Source organism: Paraburkholderia sp. GAS38, from assembly GCF_050434965.1.
GTDB lineage: Bacteria > Pseudomonadota > Gammaproteobacteria > Burkholderiales > Burkholderiaceae > Paraburkholderia > Paraburkholderia phenazinium_A.
The window spans coordinates 191,528-208,569 of the sequence record NZ_JBNDJO010000014.1; the positions used below are offsets into that span (position 1 = coordinate 191,528).

A 17,042-nucleotide genomic window follows, 5' to 3' on the forward strand; every position below is an offset into this window, starting at 1 on the left:
TGCTGCATCGCGCGTGATTACAAAAGCGAAGACAGTCAGCGCGTCAGCGTTGCCTGCTCCCGGATCATGTCGTAAAGCGCCTGTGCGGCCGGTGACAGATGGGCGGTCGTGCGCGCGACAAGGACGAGGGTGCGCGAGACAACCGGACTGATGAGTTCGACGGTACGTACGCTGGGATAGGCGCCTTTCTGGATCGCCAGCCGCGGCACCACGGCCACACCCACGCCTTGTGCAACCAGGCCCACGGCCGTCGAACTGCGCTGGACCTCGTAAAACGAGCGCAGCACGACAGAGGTCGTCTCCAGTGCGAGATCGAGCAACCGGCGGTTGCCGCTGACCTCGCCGGCAAAGATCAGCGGATATGGTTGCAGCTGCTTCCAGGCAATGCGTCGCCGGTTTGCGAGAGGGTGATCCTCATGGCATATCAACACGTACCGGTCCTCGGTCAACGGCACGCTGACGAGGTCAGGGTGATCCTCCCCGCCGATATTGATGCCGAATTCGGCCTCGCGGCGCAGCACCGCTTCTACGACGGCGGACGAGGCATGATCGAGAATCTTGATCCGGTTGTGCGGGTAACGCGCGGAGTACGCTTGCATGATGCGCGGCAGGTACTGCACGCCCACGGTCGGGACGCACGCGATCGACACGTCGCCACGCCGGGCCATGCCGGTCTCGCGGATCTCCACCAACGCATCGGCCAGTTCGCCGAGCAGCCGCCGTGCCTGCGGGAGAAAGTCCCGCCCGATTTCCGTGAGGGCGATTGAGCGTGTCGTGCGCTCGATCAGCGTCACGCCGAGAAAGTCTTCGAGCTTGCGCAAACGCTGCGTGATCGCCGTTTGAGTCACGTGCAAGGTGTCGGCGGCGCTCTGAAAGCTGCCCCGATCCGCAATGGCGATAAATGCCTGTACGCCGAGGGTATCGATTTTCATAAGAAAAAAGGATCAATTCCTCAAATAAATTCATTTTACTGCTCGCGATGCGACGCTCAAGATGGGGAACACCGCAAGGAGACCGTTCCACCATGAACATCGCTATTCTCGACGATTACTTCGATACGCTGCGCGGCTTGCCTTGCTTCCGCAAGCTGGACGGTCATGCGGTCACCGTATGGAACGACCACGTGCAAGAGCTGGATGCGCTCGCCGAGCGCCTGCGCGACACCGAGGTGCTGGTACTGATCCGTGAGCGCACCCAGATCCGTGCACCGCTAATCGCCCGGTTGCCGAAATTGCGGCTGATCAGCCAGCGCAGCGTGTATCCGCATATCGATATCGACGCTTGTACCGCGCACGGCGTGATCGTGTCGTCGAACCAGCATGCCGGCAGCCCCTCCCATGCGGCGGCCGAACTGACCTGGGGTCTGGTCATCGCGGCCATACGCCAGATTCCTCAGCAGATGCGGGCACTGCAGGCCGGCCGCTGGCAGATCGGCGTAGGCCGCAGTCTGCGCGGGCGCACGCTGGGCATCTACGGGTACGGCCGTATCGGCGCCGAAGTGGCGCGCTTCGGTGCGGCCTTCGGCATGAACGTGCTGGTATGGGGCAGGGCGGCCTCGCTGCAGCGGGCCCGCGAAGACGGTTGGGACGTCGCGCCGGACAGGCGTGCCTTCTTCGAGACTTGCGACGTGCTCTCGCTGCACATGCGCCTCGTCACGGACACCCGCGGCATTGTCACTGCGGAAGACCTGGGCAGGATGAAACCCACCGCTCTGCTGGTCAACACCATTCGCGCCGGACTGATTGCCCCGGGTGCGCTGGAGCAGGCGCTGCGCGACGGCCGGCCCGGCATGGCCGCGGTGGACGTCTATGACGAAGAGCCGCTGCGCGATCCGCACCACCCGCTGCTACGGATGCCGAACGTGGTTTGCACGCCGCATATCGGCTATGTCACGGAAGATGAGTACGAGATCCAGTTCTCCGACATATTCGACCAGATCGTGTCCTATGCATCCGGGCACCCAATCCACGTGGTCAATCCGGACGTGCTTGCCGGCACCGTATGTGGTCATGCCGAAAGTAAGCAGGCAGATCCGGACAGCATCATCGAACCGCTGATCCTCGACCTGCTGGAGTCGATCGGGGCGGGCGCCCAGCCGTACAGCGAGGTCATCGAAGCCTGGCGCACCTCTTGCCCGCGCCTGCCGGTCTGGGAGGAGGCCAGCGCGCGCGGCTATCTGACGCGAACCCATTCACCCGGCGGCGTCGCCGAAGTGAGGGTCAGCGAGGCCGGCGCCGCCCACTTACGCGCCAGCCGCGGCGTGCTGAGGCAGGACTCGCAGGGCGGGCTCAAGACACCTTGAAGCTTTCGGTGTGCGCCATCCACGCCAGTCCGATAACGGCGATACCCGCACAGAGCGCCGGCAGCAGGAAGACATTGGGAAGGCCCAGGAATGCAACCCCGAAACCGCCCGCGATGCCGCCCAACGCCGAGGCGAGAGCCGTCGAGCTCATGAAGATGGCCGACGCCGTCCCCACCGCATTGGGAAGCAGGCGTTGAGCGACGAGGATGCCCAAAACCATAAATACGCCCCAAACGCCCCCCATGAGAATCTGTCCGGCGAACATGCCCGCTGCGGACGGCCAGAGCGCAAAGCAAAGATTGGCAAAGACCCCCATGGCGGCCGCGAGACACATCAGCCATACGTTGCCAAGCTTGCGACCCAGTCCGATGCTGAAGGGCATGATGAGCAGCTCGATGAATGGCTGTATCCCGATGACCGCTCCCCGTACGGCAGGACTTAGCTTGAGGTGTTCTTCCATGTAGATCAGCAGGAATCCGTACTTTACCGGCTCGCCTGTGTAGACCAGCACGAAGAGTCCTGTGAACGTCAGCAGTGGAAGCATGGCACGCAGGCTGGCGTGATGCGCGGGCTCGCTCGCCGATGCCGGCTTGAGCTTGACGGTTGAGTTCAGCGTTCCGAGCGGTGCGATCTGCAGAAGCATGCAGATCGCGGTCATCCAAAGCATGGGGCGCAGGCCATACGCAGCCGCCACCCACGCACCCAGGACCGGCCCGACGATCCATCCGCCGGTCAGCGCCATCCGGATGATGGCGACGACACTTTCATTTGCGTCGCCGGGCCTGTCGATGAGTTCGTCGTGGACAGCCGCAAAAATTTGCGAGGCGCTGGCACCGGAAACGGCCAGCAAAGCAATGGCGATGATGAAGGGCATCCAGACCGAAGTAGCGAGGGCCAGCCCCGCCCAGCCTACAAAGCCCGCCACAGCACACATGCGAAAAAGACCGAGGCGATTCCCTGTGCGATCGGAATAGCGGCCGACGCAATACCCCGCGACTGGCGCGGCAAGGCTGGTCAAGTAGTACAACCCCGCCAACGGCAGCGAGGCGCCGAGCTCCTTCACCAAAAACAGAACAATCTGTGGTGCAGCCGCCGACGCGCCAAGACCCGACAGAAACATCGCCATCGTTGCGCCGAGGAAAAGCCTCGAAGCTGCAACTTGACGCAATGCAGATTGACTACCGGGTCGGTCAGACATCGTGACAGACTGACTATCGCTGTGGTCGGACATGGTGAAACGCCCCCGGATGACAGACGAACAGGGTTGCCGTTGGGATGCAGGCTGGAAAGCGAAATTGACCGGGCTTTGTCTGCCCGGTCTCATGTTGTAGTGCTTATGCCTGCACGAAAGCGAGAAGATCCGCGTTGAGGATCTCCGCATTGATCGTCAACATGCCGTGCGCGTAGCTAGGGTAGGTCTTCAGCGTGCCGTTCTGAAGCAGTTTGATTGACTTCAACGCCGCATCGGCGATCGGCACGATCTGGTCGTCTTCGCCGTGTAATACCAGCGTCGGGACGGTAATCGACTTGAGGTCGCCGGTCTGGTCGGTCTCGGAGAAGGCCTTGATGCCTTCGTAGTGCGCCAGCGCGCTACCCATCATGCCCTGTCGCCACCAGTTATCGATCACGCCCTGATGGACGGTCGCACCGGGACGGTTAAAACCGTAGAAAGGACCGCTCGGCACGTCGACGAAAAACTGGGCGCGGTTGGCGGCAAGCGCATTGCGGAAGCCATCGAACACCTCGAGCGGAAGACCTTCGGGATTCGCTTCGGTCTTGAGCATCAGCGGAGGCACGGCGCTCACCAGCACCGCCTTGGCGACCCGTCCCGCCGGTTGCCCATGCTTCGCCACGTAACGCGCCACCTCGCCGCCGCCTGTTGAATGGCCGATATGCACGGCATTGCGCAGATCGAGCGCTTCAACGACCGCGAAGGCGTCCGCGGCGTAGTGATCCATGTCGTGCCCGTCGGAGACCTGCGACGAACGACCATGGCCGCGCCGGTCGTGCGCGATGACCCGATAACCCTTCTGAACGAAGAAGAGCATCTGTGCATCCCAGTCATCGGCAGACAACGGCCAGCCGTGGTGGAACACGATAGGCTGGGCATCCTTCGGGCCCCAGTCTTTGTAGAAAATATCGACACTGTCTTTCGTCGTGACGTACGGCATGGTCATTCCCTCCTCGAAGATGTTGAGCGAAAGGCGCCACCATCATCCGGCGCCAATGTGACAAAGGGCACCTGCGGCACTAGTCTACGCGCGAAACGAACTGCGTCTGATTCTTCGCAGCCCAATTGCGTAACACGGAAACGATTACGACCGCACAGGCGTGAAGCCGTCGGGACTCCAGTCCTCGCTGCCGACGCCATGATGGACGAAAAAGAAGCCCGCCGGGTCGTAGCGGTCTTTGATCGCTTTTAGCCGCGCATAATGAGGCCCCCAGAACGCCTCACGCCAATCTCCGCGAAAAAAATCGGTCTCCGAAATATAGGCGCCGCTTTGTGGCGACAACGCTTTGAGAACAGCCGCAGCCTTGGCGACACCCTCGGCATTGCGATGTGCCTGTGCCATGTCAGGCGGAGCGATCGGCAGACCCGCAAACGGCGGCGGGCCGCCTGCAGCTGTAATCATCAGGGCGAAGGCGTCGGCGACGCTCGGATTCATGGCGCACTGACGCGCTTGTTCGTTCACCTCCGGTGGTGCGCCTGCGAGTCCTTTGTTGAGATGCAACTCCACGGCCTGAAATTGAGCGGCCTCCATGAGCGCCTCGGCAAGCCGACCGCGTTGGGCAGGTGCGAGCAGCGTGGCGGGCAGCCATTGCGACTCGTAGCCGTGCAGAAATAGCGAGACCTCATCGCCATCGCCGCGCCACCAGCCATGGTTGCTGGGGGCTTCCGGGCGCGGGTCGGGCACCAGTCCCGGGTTGGCCTCGATATCCCACCAGCGACGTGCCGGGCTGGCGCCGATGTGAGGTGCTTCGCTGAAGGTGAAGTCCGCCGGCGCGGCGCGCACCCAGGCGATGAAGGGTGCCCAGGCCGATTTAGCCTGTTCGTTGCTCAGCCCCTGACACGCCATCGCCACGCGAATTCCGTCGCTTTGAAAAACAAGCTTCTCGCCCCATTGGGGGCTGAAAAGGTGTTCGGCATAGTAATCGACGAGCTGTTCGACCAGTCGCCGGTAAGCGTCGCGTGATGACGCCTTGACCTCGAACAGCGCCCAGCCGAAGTTCTCGGGCAGGTCGTGGGTCTGCAAGGTGATCCTGGTCACCACGCCAAACGTGCCGCCACCTCCGCCTTTCAGCGCCCAGAAAAGATCGGGCTCCTGCGATGCGTTGACCGTGCGGACCACGCCGTCGGCGGTGACGATCTCGGCCTGGAGCAGGCTCGCGGCCGCCAGTCCGTAGCGCTTCGAGAACGATCCGAAACCGCCGCCCTGGACGAGGCCGGCGACCCCCACACTTGTGCAGCCGCCGCCCTGGACGTATCGTCCCGCCTGGGTGGTGACGGCGGTGTAGACATCGATCCACATGCAACCTGCTTCTACAGTCACAGCCGGCGTCGGGGGTGTCGTGCAGCCTGATGGAACGAAAGCGTCATGCAGCTCGATACGGTTCATCGCACGGGTCCAGATCAGAAGAGAATCCGCCGCGTTCGAACCGCCAAGGTAACTGTGACCGCCGCCTTTCACGACCATGCGCAAATTGTGTTGACGGACGAAATTGACGCCCGCAACCACGTCTGCGGTAGAACGGGCCGCCACTGCGTAGGCGCTCGCGTTGGGCGTCCATGCGTCGAGCCAGCCGGAAACCTGGGTGCCGCCGGGATCGTCGCCGAGAGCAATCGGGTTGCGCGCTTCCTTGAGGCGGGCGAGGCAAGTGGGCGAGCGGGGCGCTTCCGCGCAGGCCTGCCAGATCGTCGTGGGTTGCAACAGATTTCCGCCCACCGCTCGACTCAGCGACTCCCATTCATTCGCTTTCGGCCAGGCGGGATCGCTGGGCCGCACGCGGCCCGCTTTAGTCACGGCGGAAGGCGTATCGGCGAAGGTCGAGGTGGTGGCAAGGACGGGCAGGGCGGCAACTCCTTTTAGAAGGCTTCGTCTGTTCATGACATCTCTTCTCCTCGCCTCGTCAGGGGTGAAGCGCTTAGGGGACAATTCTTCTGAATTCTAAAGCGATGCCGGGTAGCCCGGTCGAACGAATGGCCGCGGCAAGAGGCCAAAGCAGGTTAGTCAGCCGCTTTCTCGTAGAGTGACCAGACATAGCCGTCGGACTTAAGCCCTACGCGGATAAAGCCAAGCGACTCGTAGTAGGCGCATAGCTTCGCGTTCTGGACGGCACAGTCGAGTCGAACAAAACGCCGGTTCAAGCCGCTTACCCTGTTAGCGCACCAGTCAAGCATGAAGCGGCCGAGTTCACGTCCGCTAAAGCCTTCCCGCACGCACAGCCCATGCACATAACCGGCGATCGGTTCCTGAGGTCCCCAGTGCTTTTCGTCGTCGAGATCGAGTGAAAACGTTCCGACCGGCGTGCCATCCAGTTCAACGACATACACTTCTTTTTCGGCGATATTGTTTCGCACCCATCGCTCGGAAAATCCGTCGCCTTCCTTGCCCCACGCATAATCGCCATGAACCACTTTCTTCGCATGCGCATCGTTGCGGATCTGTGTAAGAACCGGTACGTCCTCTGCCGTTGCTCTGCGGATGTTTTTCGAGGCCATCGCTCATCTCTCCGTTGAAGCGTTTCCGTGAAGAACAAGCCGTTCTTCTCTGTTCTTGATTCCTATGCGTCCTCGACAGCGTCGAGCTCTGAGCTTTCAGGTTCCAGCTCAGGGCGGGACTTAAGCCAAAGTCCAAAATCACGCATCACCTCGACGACAGGCCTTAGCCGCTGGCCATCCTCGGTGAGCTGGTACTCGACTCTTACCGGCACTTCAGCGAACACAGTCCGTTGGACCAGACCAACCTGTTCGAGTGCTCGCAAGTCAAGCGTCAACATGCGCTGCGATATTCCCGGAACATCCCTGCGCAGATCGTTAAACCGCTTCGGCCCGTCCAGCAGATACGACACCAGCAGCAGACGCCAGCGACCACCCAGCAAGCGCATTGCCTCTTCGACGGAACATCCTGTCGCACTTCTTTTCATGGCTTTTCCGCATGGGTATATTTTTTGTACCTATATCACAAAATTCTGCCTTCTTCTCTTTTTATCCTTGCTGGGAGATATTCGTTTCTGCGCCATAAAAGTGGCGGCATACGTTTTCGATCATAAGGAAAAATGCATGAAGCTATATCACGCACCCGGTAGTTGCTCACAAGCGATTTGCATCGTCTTGCAGGAGACCGGATTGAATGTGGAAATCGTCAAGGTCGATGCCCGCAAGCATTTGCTGGAGGACAAGACCAGTTATTACGACCTTTCCGAGCTGGGCTACGTACCGCTCCTGCAACTGGACGACGGTACGCTTCTGCATGAAGGACCGGTCATTGCGCAGTATCTTGCCGATCAATGTCCTGAATCGGGATTGGTACCCGCTTACGGCACGATGGAACGCTACAGGTTGCTCGAATGGCTCAATTTTCTGACTTCTGAAGTGCATAAAGGCTTTATCCCGCTGCTCTATGCCGTGGCGGCGGGCAAGTGGGTCGATACCGCCAGGCCAAAACTTGAAAGCAGGTACGCGTGGATTGATCAACAGCTAGCCGGCAAGCAGTTTCTCCTCGGCGACACGTTCACGATCGCCGACGCCTATCTGTTCGCACTAACGGGCTGGGGTAGGGCCGCATGGATGAAGTCCGTATACAACGCGAACATTGACTTCAGTTCGCACCGTCACCTGCAAGCGTGGTACGAACGTGTCGGGGATAGGCCAACGGTCCAGCGCGTTCTAGGCGCGGACGGATTGCGAGGCAATTGAATTCGGCCATTAGCCTGAGATCGGGTGACGTTTTTTGAGGGTTATAAGACCTTTGCGCCATTTACTTCAGGTTCCATAATTTGCCCAGGAAATCAAGCCGGGACACGCGCGCAAACATGATTGCGCGTTGAAGTTTCGGCTTGATCAATCACGAAGCAGAGAAAGGAACAGAAGATGAGGCTTAAGAACAAGTCAGCTTTGATCACGGGCGGTACCAGTGGCATCGGTCTCGCGACTGCCAGGCTCTTCATTGCAGAAGGCGCCCGGGTAGCGGTGACGGGTCGCGATGTTGCCGCATTTGAGCGAGTGAAGGCCGAGCTCGGGGAGAACGCGCTGGTTCTCAAGGGCGATGTACGTTCGACCGGGGACATGCAGAGAATCGCCGCTGAGGTGAAAGAGCAGTTCGGCGGTCTGGATGTCGTGTTTGCCAACGCGGGTCGAGCTTTCCCGTCCGCACTCAACGACATCGACGAAGATCTCTATCACGAGATTATGGACATCAACGTCAAGGGCGTGGTGGTCACGCTTCAGGCAGTGCTGCCTGACTTGCGCGAGGGCTCTTCTGTCATTCTCAATACATCGTTCGTCGCACAGACCGGCAAGCATGGCATCTCGTTGACAGCGGCGGCGAAGGCGGCCGTACGATCGCTGGCCCGCAGTTGGTCCTACGAGTTTCTCGACCGAAAAATCCGCTTCAACGCAATCGCGCCCGGTGCGATGGACACGCCCCTGATCACCAAGTGGGGGATGTCCGATGAGTGGGTTCGCGACCGGAAGGCCGAGTTCGCCCAAGCGATTCCGGTGGGCTACATGGGCCAGGCCGAGGACATTGCTTACGCGGCGCTGTATCTCGCCAGCGACGAATCCTCCTACGTCGTTGGCACCGAACTTGTCGTCGACGGCGGTGCCTCGCAACTTTGAGGCTTCGGCTTCCTGTTCGGGAAGCCTCGACATTGTCTCGCTTCATCCACATCCCAATCACACGGCCGCCACGCTTTTCGACGTGGTGGTTCTTCAGTCTGGCCCGACCTGGCTGCGCGTGCAGAGAGGGCCGAATCACAAGGAGAACTTATCTTGACCAACGATAGCGAAAATAATCGCTCCGGCGAGCGACCGATCAGCGGGGGCTATTCCCGCCGCGAGGCGCTTAAGCTCGGAGGCCTCGCCACGCTCGGCACCCTCCTGGGAGGCGGAGCCCTGCTTGGCCGCGCCACTCCCGCTCTCGCGCAGGCGTCCAGTGCGGGGACGCTTTCCCCGGCCGATCCGCTCGACATCGTTATCGCGGTGTATCCCGGCGGAACACTTCTCGATTTTGCCGGCCCCAGTGAGGTCTTTCACCAGCTACCGAATACGAACATTCGCTATGCGAGCCTCAATGGTGGTTTCGTGACCCTCGAATATGGCGTCGAGTATGGCAAGACGGAACGACTGGCCGATATCGACAAGGCCGGCCTGATCCTGGTTCCGGGCGGGTCTGATTTGACGGCGCCGATGCAGCCGGAGTATCAAGCGCAGATCCGGCGTCTGGCTGACAGCGCCAAATATGTGACGTCGGTTTGCAACGGGTCGCTCGTGCTCGCGGCGACAGGCGTTCTCAAGGGTAAGCGAAGCGCCTGCCATTGGGCCTTCATCAATAAGTTGTCCGAATATGGCGCAATTCCCGTTCCGGATCGATTCGTAGAAGACGACAACGGCCGGTTCATGAGCGGCGGCGGCATTACGGCGGGCATCGACTTCGCGCTTCGCGTTGCCGGGAAGCTGCGCGGTCAACAGGCCGCCGAATTCGCGCAACTCGTGATCGAATATGATCCTGCCCCGCCGTACCATTCCGGTCATCCCAGAGATGCGCGGCCAGAAGTCATTGCGATGGTCGACAAGGAACTGCCGGGCGCATCCAAGGGTCTCGCACGAGTGCCAGGCGTTCGCTGAAACGCTTGCAGGCAATGTGCGCGAGGCCACTCCGTTGGCCTCGATGAAGGCCGTACCGACATTGTCTGCCTCGCCCGCCGAATTCGGTGCGGCACGCTCCAGTTCAAACCACGATCGGAAATCATTCAATGCGACAGACTCGTCTTTGTGCTGCTGCCCTTGCAGCCAGCCTTACTCTTTTCGCTTTTGCGGCACCTGCAACTGCAAGTGGCGTTCAGCGTCCGCCCGAAGCGGCAATCAAAGCCGAAAACGCACGATGGGCGGAAGCCTTCGCGCGAGGTGATTATGACGCAATAGGTCGCCTCTATACGGAAGATGGTGCGCTTTTACCGCCCGGTGGCGACCGGGTTACCGGACCTGGCGCGATCGCCCAATACTTCACCAAAGGTTATTCCGGATCGCAGCCTGACACCGTATCCTTCAGCAATTACGAGTTCTACGGTAACGATCGGATCGTGACTGAAGTCTCGGATGCCGATATCCGCGATCATGGTGGAAAGCTCAAATATCGCGGTAAGCAGATCCTCATCTTCCTGAAGCAGGGCGGCGCCTGGAAGTTGCATCGCGATATCTGGAATGATTACGCGCCCTTAAAATCTGACGGCGGTTGAGCGTCCGGCGAAATAGATCGTCATGTACCAAAGCGCCTATGGGGCAATGAGCGGTCAGACGGACGCCGGCCAGGCGGTGGGCCAAGCGGCCGTCGATCGATCAGCGCCCACTGCTTAGCCGGCTTTCGCGCCGGATCGATTGGGGCGGATGTCCGTGCAGTTTGACGAAAGCCCTCCGCATCCGCTCCGGATCGGTGAATCCCACAGCCAGAGCAATCTGTTCGATCGGTTCGCTGCCATCCTGCAGGCGCAGACGCGCAGCTTCAACCCGTAAGCGCTCGACCGCCTTAGCCGGCGTTTCACCCGTTTCCCGGCGAAACGCTCGCCCGAATTGTCGCAGACTGAGTCTCGCGGCATCGGCGAGTCGCTCGACAGGCAGCGCTTCAGCCAGATGTTCTCTGGCAAAATTCAGAGCGATGCGAATACGATCCGACTCCGGTTCCATTTGCGACATAGCGGAGAATTGGGATTGACCTCCAGGCCGGCGATATGGAACGACCAGATACCTGGCGACAGCGCGCGCAATGTCCACGCCCATATCTCTTTCGATCATGGCGAGCGCCAGGTCTATTCCGGCGGCGATGCCAGCCGACGTCCAGATACGACCGTCCGCTATGTAGATACTATCGCCCTCGACCCTGGTGCGAGGGAAGCGCGACTGCAATTGCGCAGCGTACCGCCAGTGCGTCGTTGCTCTCAGGCCGTCCAGCAAGCCGGTTTCCGCAAGCAAAAACGCCCCTGTACACACGCTTGCCACCCGTGAGGCTCTGGAGACCAATTTCCTGGCAGCGGCGATGTTCTCCGGTGTCTGCATCGGTTCGATATCGCCACCCACGAATATGACGGTGTCAAACGTGCGCCTGCCGATCGGCTTTGTCTCGATCGGCAGGCCCGCATTGCCGGGAACCGGCCCTCCGGGCTGCGAGATGACATGAAGATCATATGGAGTATGGCCAGCGGCTGTGGCCACCTGATTAAAAGCCGAAAGTGGTCCGGCAAGATCAAGCGCATCGTGGCCGTGACAAACGAAAAATCCAATTCGACGCATGGCGAAGTAGCTGACTGGAAATCCTCGAAGTGGCTTATTTTATAGAAAACCCTTAAATAACGCCATCTGGGGTTTTCTTGTTTGATATGGGCGGTGGCAGACCGCCGCCGAAGCGCTTCACGCCTCGCAGCCGAACATCGGCTGACGCCGCCGTCCCGGAACGACCCAAAGTCAACACACCTGGCTGCTCAAGCAGTCATTCCGATGCCGAATCGCAACCCGGCTTATCGAACAACGCGGCCAGCCCGCAGACCGACGAGTACATCCGGTAGCTGGAATGCCCAATCCCACGGGCATCGAAAACGCGCTGGTTCGTGTGCGGGTCGAGTATGTGCACGTAGGCATCGAAGGCCCGGCCACGGGCATAACGTGTCGCACCTTGTGCTTCGGCCGCGCATGACCGGTCCTGACCGTCTCCGTCCGGGGCGTTGTCTGCGGTCCCGAGGAGATAGATGATGTCCCGTTGCAGGTAACGCGCTTTCAATTCATTGATCGAATCCGGGCGCGGTGGATAGGCTGGGATGCCAGCTTCCAGACCGTAATTCCATTGATTGAATGCGCGGCACGAGGCTGCGTTGAAAGGCGCGAAGTCTCCGTTGGAATCGGGTCGCTCGTCGGTCAAATAAAGGTATGTCGCAGGATTGGCGACAACATACCTGAGATGGATCGGGGCGTCTCCAAGACCCGCTTCTCCTCGGCCAAGAACCGCGTAGTCCTGAACAAATTGTCCCCCGGCTGAATGTCCGGCAAGCACGATAGTCGTGAGGTTTGGAAATATCGTGCGATTCGCCAACCGGCGGAAAATCTCATCGACGATCTGAAACGAGCTGATTGCTGCCGCGTCCTGAGATGGCTTGCCTTCCTTCCAGTCATCTTCACCCCATCTGAGCATGTTGTCCGTCAGGTTGTGCGCGGCGACATCTCGCGCCGTCAAGAATTGAGGCGTGACGATGACCGTTCCGCGCGCTGCTGCTCCCGCCACTTCTGCAGCGTGTTCCCCCGAGCGAAGATCCCGGCGCGGCCAGCCAGGGATGACGACAACCGCACGGGTAACATCGTCTTGTGGCTGAGACCAGTCTCGCGATACCGCAATGGGCATTTCAAAGTCGCCTGACCGGGTGGAAATGACCAGCCGTCCTTTTTGCACGATCGGTACAGGGGTGTTCACGAGCTCGCGTTCAGTCATGACCTTGATGCCGGAAACGGGCGAAAGAGACTTGAGATTCCCGGCCGAGGCAATTGACGCCGATGCCGCAACTAGCAAGACCGGTAGAGAGCATGCGATACGGTGAAACCGGGACACGTGGGATCTCCTTTGGAGCGTTGTCGGCAGGCTGTGAATCCTCGATAGCGCCAGTGATATGTACGCCTGCATATCAGGAACGTGGGGCGCGCCCGTCCCGTTGACTTCGACGTTTGCGAGAAATGTAACGCACGCTTACTGCGTCAATCGATTGCCGGCGATCTACGAGTTCACGTCGAACGGCTGCTCATGGCCGGGCGTCGCCGGGTGCGTGGGGGCTCGCCCCCAGTATGCCCATCATGCTCAACGCATTGCGCTGCCCTTGATCCTCGAAGCAGTTGTTGAAGATCACATGCGTCTTCGCGGCGCGCGTCGCGATGCCGCGAATCGAACCCGCGAGTTCGCCGAGTTCGGCGTTGCTGTAGTCGTAGTTGAAGCGGTCCGCTGCCGAGGCGCCGGCGCCCGGGTTCCATGACGCGGTGTTGCGGCCATGCAGGCGCACCATCGCGAGTTGCGGATTCGTCGCCTCCCACACGGTATGAACGCGGTTCGTCACGTCGGGCGGCGCATCGACGATCACATGCACCAGTTGCCGCTCGCGCAGAAACGCGAGGGTCGACGGCGCGTGATGCTCGTCGAGCCAGGACTGATTGCGAAACTCGACGGCCACCGTATAGCCCGTCATGCGCGCCGCGCATTCGTCGACATGGGCGAGATCCTCCGGTGCGCGGGTGATCCACGGTGCGAACTGGAACAGCACGGCGCCGAGGCGCTGCGTGCGCCGCAAAGGCTCGAGCGCTTCGAGGTAGCGCCGCCATAACTCGTCGCGGATTTCCACAGGGAGATCGCGGTAGTAGAGGTTTTTCTTGCGCGTGGCGGAAGGGGAGCTGCCCAATGCCATCACGATGTCCTTCGGCAACACATCAGGCGAAGTCTGGTGTCCCGTGAACAGTCGGAACGACTTGAAATTGAACGTAAAACCGTCGGGGGTGCGCTCGGCCCATAGCTGGGCATTCGACTCCGACGGCATTGCGTAGTAGGCGGAGTCGACCTCGACGAGCGGGAACTGCGATGCATAGAAACGCAGTCGCGCTTCCGCAGTGCTGCAGCCGCGCGGATAGAAACGCTTGCAGGCGATCAGCGTTTTGTCGGTCCATCCGGCGGTGCCGCACTGAATGTTCATCGTCACCTCTGTCGTTCGCTTCTGATCTTGCAGCGCAAGTGCGCCCCCGGGCCGGCTAGGTGGGTTCGATATGCCCGCCCCAGTCCGCGAGTTCGCGGCGCAGCGCCGCGATGTCGAACGGCTTGGGCAGCAGTCGGACGCCGGGTATGGCCTCGCCGATATTGGCCTGCTCGCCATAGCCCGACATCAGCAGAATACGCAGATCCGGCTGCGTATGCCGCAGTGTGCGCGCGAGTGCGTCGCCGGACAGGCCCGGCAAGGTGACGTCGCTCAGCAGGATATCGTAACGATGCGCGGGCGCCAGTTCGAGCGCTTCCTCCGCGCTTGCCACCGCAGTGCATTGCAGTCCGAACGCCGCGAGCAGTTCGCCCATGGCTTCGCGCGACGGCGAGTCGTCCTCTACCAGCAACACGCGTGCGGGCACCCTGGCCGGCGCCGCCGCCAGCGCAGCGCGATGCGCGTTCAATACGCCACGTACCTTGCGCGCGAGATCGTCGCGACGATAGGGCTTGCTCAGCAGCGTGACACCGGGATCGAGCTTGCCGTGATGGAAGATCTCATCGCGCGTATAGCCGGAAGTGAAGAGCACCGGAACCGCGGGCAAACGCAATGCCGCACGCCGCGCCAACTCGACGCTCTTGACGCTGCCGGGCATGACGACGTCGGTGAACACCAGATCGAGGGGGACGTCGCTGTCGATGAACTCGAGCGCCGCGTCGCCATCCGCTGCGGTCAACACCTTGTAGCCGAGCTGCGCCAGCATTTCGACGGCGGTGAGCCGAACCTCCGCGTCGTCTTCGACCACGAGGACCGTCTCGCGTCCGCCGACCGTCGTCTCGCTCTGATCGGCGAACTCGCTGGTCTCCGCTTCGTGGCTGCGCGGGAAATAAAGCCGCACTATCGTGCCCTCGCCAACCACACTGTCGATCAGCGTATGACCGCCGCTCTGTTTGACAAAGCCGAACACCATGCTCAGGCCGAGGCCCGTGCCGTGACCGTTGGGCTTGGTGGTGAAAAACGGCTCGACGGCTCGCTCCAGCACTTCGGCCGGCATGCCGACACCGGTATCGGCGATCGAAAATACCAGGTACTCCCCAGCAGGGATATCGGCGTGGCGGGTGACGACGAGGTTCTCGGCGCAAACCGTGAGCGTGCCTTCGCCGCGCATGGCATCGCGGCCGTTGATCGCCAGATTCAGCAACGCGTTTTCGAGCTGGTTGCGATCGGCGAGGACGTTCCAGAGATCGGCGCCCAGCACCGTTTCGACGCGGATGGTTTCGCCCAGTGCGTGATGCAGCATCTCGCTCATGCCGCTGAGCAGCCGCCGCGGATTCAACACGGCGGGCGAGAGCGGCTGGCGCCGCGCGAAGGCGAGCAGGTGGGCGGCGAGTTGTGCGCCGCGTTTGACGGCCTGGCTGGCCGCGGCGATTCTGCGCTGCGTGGCGGGGTGGTCGTCGGCATCGGCGGCGAGCATCTGCAGGTTGCCGTTGATCACCTGCAGCACGTTGTTGAAGTCGTGCGCGACGCCGCCGGTCAGGCTGCCGATCGCTTCCATCTTCTGCGCCTGGCGCAGTTGCTCTTCGGCGAGCGCGCGTGCCGCTACAGCGTCGGTGACGCGTTGCTCGAGGGTTTCCGTGAGTTGGCGCAGCGCCTGCTCGGCGATCTTGCGTTCGTGAATGTCGATCAGCACGCCCGGAAAGCGATAGGGCGCGCCGCGGTCGTCGAATTCGCATTGGCCGTTTGCCTGCACCCAGATGTATTCGCCGTCCGGACGGCGGATGCGATATTCGGCCCGGTACGGCTTGCCGGTCTGCGTGGCCTCGCGCGTGAGACGACGCGCCTCGCCGAGATCGTCGGGATGAATCGCCGCGCCGGTCGCGCTGCGTGGGATGCCTCGCACGGCCTGCCCGGCGGCAACGCCGAAGGTGCGGGCGAAGCGCTCGTCGCCGGTGAGCGTGTCGGCTCTGACGTCCAGCACCCAGGTGCCGAGTACGGTGCCCGTGTTGAGCGCCAGTTGCAGACGTTCGTCGGTTTCGCGCAGCGCGGTCTCGGCGCGTTGCCGCGAGCGTTCCGTGAGGACGCGCCCGGTCGTTTCCACGACGACGGCGATCACGCCGGCCGGTGCGCCGCTGTCGTCGGCCACGGGGCTGTAGTGCAGATCCATCCACACGTCTTCGGGCTGGCCGTTGCGCAGCAGCACGAGCTCCTTGTCGCGATACGACAGCGTGCCGCCGGCCAGACAGGTGTCCATGACGTTCCGGTTGAACGAGGCAACCTCCGGCCAGCCCATTTCGACAGGACTACCCAGCAGGTAGGGATGCCGGCCGCCGGCGAACACCGCATAGGCGTCGTTGTAGACCATGTACCCCTGGCTGCCCCACAGCATCACGAGGGGCAGGGGCGAACCGAGTACGAATTGCACGGCGGCAATCAGACTTTGCTGCCATCTGTCGATGGGGCCCAGTTCGGTCGCGCTCCAGTCGAACGCCCGGATGCGTTCGGCCATTTCCCCTTTCCAGCCGGGGCACCCATGGTCTTCTGCCGTGAATGGCATGGTTTTGCTCCGCCGTTGTCACTTCGATGAGCGCGTTCGGGCCAGCCGGTCTTGCGTCACGCACAAGCCGGGCAGGGCAGAGGCACGCGCGGGGTAGGTGCGTGGCAAGCCACGGCAAACGCTCGGGGACGGCAAATGATTGTAGGTCACAACCACCGCCTGGTAACGCGCCAGGCGTTGCGGTGGGGGTTTGCACGGATGAAGAGGCGAGTCTTGTGGCACAGCGTGGTCACTCCAGCGGGACGGTCATGAGGC

14 protein-coding genes and 1 pseudogene are annotated in these 17,042 nt (G+C 61.5%); 5 read left to right on the plus strand and 10 right to left on the minus strand.

The genetic code is table 11. From position 1 onward, the window contains the following. Window positions 1-35 precede the first annotated feature (35 nt). Entirely contained in the window at window positions 36-932 is an 897-nt protein-coding gene (locus tag P3T42_RS28530) for a LysR family transcriptional regulator (protein ID WP_429307937.1), read from the minus strand. Window positions 933-1,024: 92 nt separating this feature from the next. On the opposite strand from P3T42_RS28530, the pseudogene P3T42_RS28535 reads away from it, so the two are divergent. Continuing rightward, window positions 1,025-1,993: pseudogene (locus P3T42_RS28535) on the plus strand (D-2-hydroxyacid dehydrogenase family protein); the annotation flags it as partial. Window positions 1,994-2,288: 295 nt separating this feature from the next. Here P3T42_RS28535 and P3T42_RS28540 read toward each other — a convergent pair. From P3T42_RS28540 to P3T42_RS28560, 5 genes are all read right to left on the minus strand, one after another. After that, window positions 2,289-3,533, minus strand: a complete 1,245-nt coding sequence (locus P3T42_RS28540) for an MFS transporter (RefSeq protein ID WP_429307938.1) — start codon at window positions 3,531-3,533, stop codon at window positions 2,289-2,291. A 103-nt stretch (window positions 3,534-3,636) separates the two neighbouring features. Continuing rightward, window positions 3,637-4,473 carry an alpha/beta fold hydrolase gene (locus tag P3T42_RS28545; protein WP_429307981.1) on the minus strand — a complete coding sequence of 279 codons (837 nt, stop codon included), beginning with the start codon at window positions 4,471-4,473 and terminating at the stop codon, window positions 3,637-3,639. 144 nt (window positions 4,474-4,617) lie between these two features. Continuing rightward, window positions 4,618-6,408, minus strand: coding sequence for an FAD-binding protein (locus P3T42_RS28550; RefSeq protein WP_429307939.1), 1,791 nt, complete (start codon window positions 6,406-6,408; stop codon window positions 4,618-4,620). A gap of 119 nt (window positions 6,409-6,527) precedes the next feature. Next, window positions 6,528-7,022 carry an N-acetyltransferase family protein gene (locus tag P3T42_RS28555; RefSeq protein ID WP_429307940.1) on the minus strand — a complete coding sequence of 165 codons (495 nt, stop codon included), beginning with the start codon at window positions 7,020-7,022 and terminating at the stop codon, window positions 6,528-6,530. 62 nt (window positions 7,023-7,084) lie between these two features. Then, window positions 7,085-7,447, minus strand: a complete 363-nt coding sequence (locus P3T42_RS28560) for a winged helix-turn-helix transcriptional regulator (RefSeq protein ID WP_074295875.1) — start codon at window positions 7,445-7,447, stop codon at window positions 7,085-7,087. Window positions 7,448-7,583: 136 nt separating this feature from the next. On the opposite strand from P3T42_RS28560, the gene P3T42_RS28565 reads away from it, so the two are divergent. From P3T42_RS28565 to P3T42_RS28580, 4 genes are all read left to right on the plus strand, one after another. Beyond that, window positions 7,584-8,219 (plus strand): glutathione binding-like protein, encoded by a 636-nt coding sequence (locus P3T42_RS28565; RefSeq protein WP_429307941.1) that lies wholly within the window; start codon window positions 7,584-7,586, stop codon window positions 8,217-8,219. 174 nt (window positions 8,220-8,393) lie between these two features. Beyond that, complete coding sequence (locus P3T42_RS28570; RefSeq protein WP_429307942.1) at window positions 8,394-9,140, plus strand: SDR family oxidoreductase; 747 nt, start codon at window positions 8,394-8,396, stop codon at window positions 9,138-9,140. A 153-nt stretch (window positions 9,141-9,293) separates the two neighbouring features. After that, entirely contained in the window at window positions 9,294-10,148 is an 855-nt protein-coding gene (locus P3T42_RS28575; protein ID WP_429307943.1) for a DJ-1/PfpI family protein, read from the plus strand. A gap of 128 nt (window positions 10,149-10,276) precedes the next feature. Continuing rightward, the gene (locus P3T42_RS28580) at window positions 10,277-10,759 is read left to right on the plus strand and encodes a YybH family protein (RefSeq protein WP_074295871.1); all 483 of its coding nucleotides are present in this window, start codon (window positions 10,277-10,279) and stop codon (window positions 10,757-10,759) included. A 100-nt stretch (window positions 10,760-10,859) separates the two neighbouring features. Here P3T42_RS28580 and P3T42_RS28585 read toward each other — a convergent pair whose 3' ends face one another. From P3T42_RS28585 to P3T42_RS28600, 4 genes are all read right to left on the minus strand, one after another. Next, the gene (locus P3T42_RS28585; protein ID WP_429307944.1) at window positions 10,860-11,807 is read right to left on the minus strand and encodes a GlxA family transcriptional regulator; all 948 of its coding nucleotides are present in this window, start codon (window positions 11,805-11,807) and stop codon (window positions 10,860-10,862) included. 196 nt (window positions 11,808-12,003) lie between these two features. Next, window positions 12,004-13,110, minus strand: a complete 1,107-nt coding sequence (locus tag P3T42_RS28590; protein WP_429307945.1) for an alpha/beta hydrolase — start codon at window positions 13,108-13,110, stop codon at window positions 12,004-12,006. Window positions 13,111-13,297: 187 nt separating this feature from the next. Next, complete coding sequence (locus P3T42_RS28595; protein WP_429307946.1) at window positions 13,298-14,233, minus strand: DUF72 domain-containing protein; 936 nt, start codon at window positions 14,231-14,233, stop codon at window positions 13,298-13,300. A 55-nt stretch (window positions 14,234-14,288) separates the two neighbouring features. Continuing rightward, the gene (locus tag P3T42_RS28600) at window positions 14,289-16,787 is read right to left on the minus strand and encodes a response regulator (RefSeq protein ID WP_429307947.1); all 2,499 of its coding nucleotides are present in this window, start codon (window positions 16,785-16,787) and stop codon (window positions 14,289-14,291) included. Window positions 16,788-17,042 lie beyond the last annotated feature (255 nt).